At 62.8% G+C, this 2,019-nt stretch carries 3 protein-coding genes; all 3 read left to right on the top strand.

The window, feature by feature from the left end:
* Positions 1-255, top strand: a 255-nt coding sequence (locus tag IBX54_RS14770) for a hypothetical protein (RefSeq protein WP_296543407.1), incomplete at its 5' end; no start/stop codon positions are given.
* Positions 252-1,478, top strand: a complete 1,227-nt coding sequence (gene coaBC, locus IBX54_RS14765) for a bifunctional phosphopantothenoylcysteine decarboxylase/phosphopantothenate--cysteine ligase CoaBC (protein WP_296543406.1) — start codon at positions 252-254, stop codon at positions 1,476-1,478. The genes IBX54_RS14770 and coaBC, both read left to right, overlap by 4 nt.
* On the top strand, positions 1,478-1,924 hold the full coding sequence (gene dut, locus IBX54_RS14760) for a dUTP diphosphatase (protein WP_296543408.1): 447 nt from the start codon (positions 1,478-1,480) through the stop codon (positions 1,922-1,924). Before coaBC ends, dut begins: the two co-directional genes overlap by 1 nt.
* Positions 1,925-2,019: the final 95 nt, after the last annotated feature.

The raw sequence follows: 2,019 nt of genomic DNA, 5'->3' as shown, positions 1-2,019 counted from the left end.
CTTGCCATGAGCAGTCCGGTCATTGCGACAGTAGCCGTCATTGCGAACGAAGTGACGCAATCCATGACCCCGGAAGTCATGGATCGCCACGCTTCGCTCGCGATGACGAAGTCTCTGTTCAAGGTCCGTGTGCGGTATCGGGTCGGATACGGGGGGCTCGCAGTGACGAAGCGTGTGTTCAAGGCCGGTGTGCGGTTTCGGGTCTGCCTCGGGGCGGCTCGCGCCCGGCTGGCTCTGTTACATTGCTGCGCATGAAAGACTTAGCTGGAAAACACATTGTTTTGGGTCTCAGTGGCGGCGTTGCCTGCTATAAGTCGGCCGAGTTGTGCCGCTTGCTGATCAAGGCGGGTGCCTCGGTACAAGTGGTGATGACGCAAGCCGCCGAGCAATTCATGACGCCCGTCACCATGCAGGCCCTGAGCCAGCACCCGGTGTATGGCTCGCAGTGGGACACGCGGGAGGCCAATAACATGGCGCACATCAACCTGAGCCGCGACGCTGATGTGGTGCTGATAGCGCCGACCAGCGCTGACTTGCTGGCCAAACTGGCGCATGGCCAGGCCGATGATTTGCTCAGTCTGTTGTGCCTGGCGCGTCCGGCCGAGCGAGTGCCCTTGTTGCTTGCGCCGGCCATGAACCGCGAAATGTGGCAGCACCCCGCCACCCGGCGCAATGTGGCGCAGGTTCAAGCCGATGGCGCCTTGGTGCTGGGCGTGGGCAGTGGCGACCAGGCCTGCGGTGAAACGGGCGATGGCCGCATGCTGGAGCCGCTTGAGATTCTGGACGAACTGATTGCCTTTTTCCAACCCAAGCTGCTGGCCGGTCAGCAGGTACTGATAACGGCCGGGCCCACCTATGAAGCCATCGACCCGGTGCGCGGCATTACCAACTTGTCGAGCGGCAAGATGGGTTTTGCCATCGCCCGCGCCGCGCGTGAGGCGGGTGCCACGGTGACGCTGGTGGCTGGTCCGGTGAGTCTGCCCACGCCGCGCGGCGTCAATCGGATCAATGTTAAATCTGCCCTGGACATGCTGGCCGCCGTCACAGCGCATGCGCCGCAAGCGACCGTTTTCATCGCGACATCGGCAGTGGCCGACTGGCGGCCAGCCCAGGCCTCGGCCTTAAAAATCAAGAAGGACGGCAGCGGTCAGCCCCCGGAGTTGCAGTTTATTGAGAACCCCGACATTCTGGCCACGCTGGCACAGTCCGAGCGGGGCCAAAGCCGCGCGCTGTACTGCGTCGGTTTTGCCGCCGAGAGCCACGACTTGTTGGCCAACGCCCAGGCCAAACGGCAGCGCAAGGGTGTGCCGCTGCTGGTCGGCAACATTGGCCCGGACACCTTTGGCCAGGACGACAATGCCTTGCTGCTGGTCGATGAAGCCGGCACGAGAGAGTTGACGCGTGATGCCAAGCTCTCGCTGGCGCGCAAATTGATCGCTGAGATCGCCAGCAGAATCGGCACTGGAGTGCAGTCATGATGAAGATTGATGTAAAAGTAATTGACCCGCGCATGGCGCAGCAACTACCCGCCTATGCCACGCCCGGCAGTGCCGGTCTCGATTTGCGTGCCTGTCTGGACGCGCCCCTGCTGCTTGCCGCCAATGCCTGGCAATTGGTGCCCACCGGCATTGCGATTTATTTGCAGGACCCCGGCTTTGCCGCCATGATCCTGCCACGCTCGGGCCTGGGGCACAAACACGGCATTGTGCTGGGCAATCTGGTGGGCCTCATTGACAGTGACTACCAGGGCCAGTTGATGGTCAGCGCCTGGAACCGCAGCGACGTGCCCTTTACCATCGAACCCATGGAGCGCATTGCGCAACTGGTGATCGTGCCGGTGGTGCAGGCGCAGTTCAATGTGGTGACGGAGTTCCCGGCCAGCGAGCGCGGTGCAGGTGGCTACGGCTCCACCGGCAAAGCCTGATTTGTCCAGAGCGCCAGGAGCCTGGGCGGCAGAGCGTTCTGCTACGTGTCCCCCGCCCTGCGGGCTCCTCCTTTACCTGCGCAGAACGCTCTGCC

Origin of the sequence: Rhodoferax sp., from assembly GCF_014859475.1 — a bacterium.
GTDB lineage: Bacteria > Pseudomonadota > Gammaproteobacteria > Burkholderiales > Burkholderiaceae_C > Rhodoferax.
Note: the sequence above shows the minus strand (reverse complement) of the source record. Positions and strands in the feature narration are given on the sequence as shown.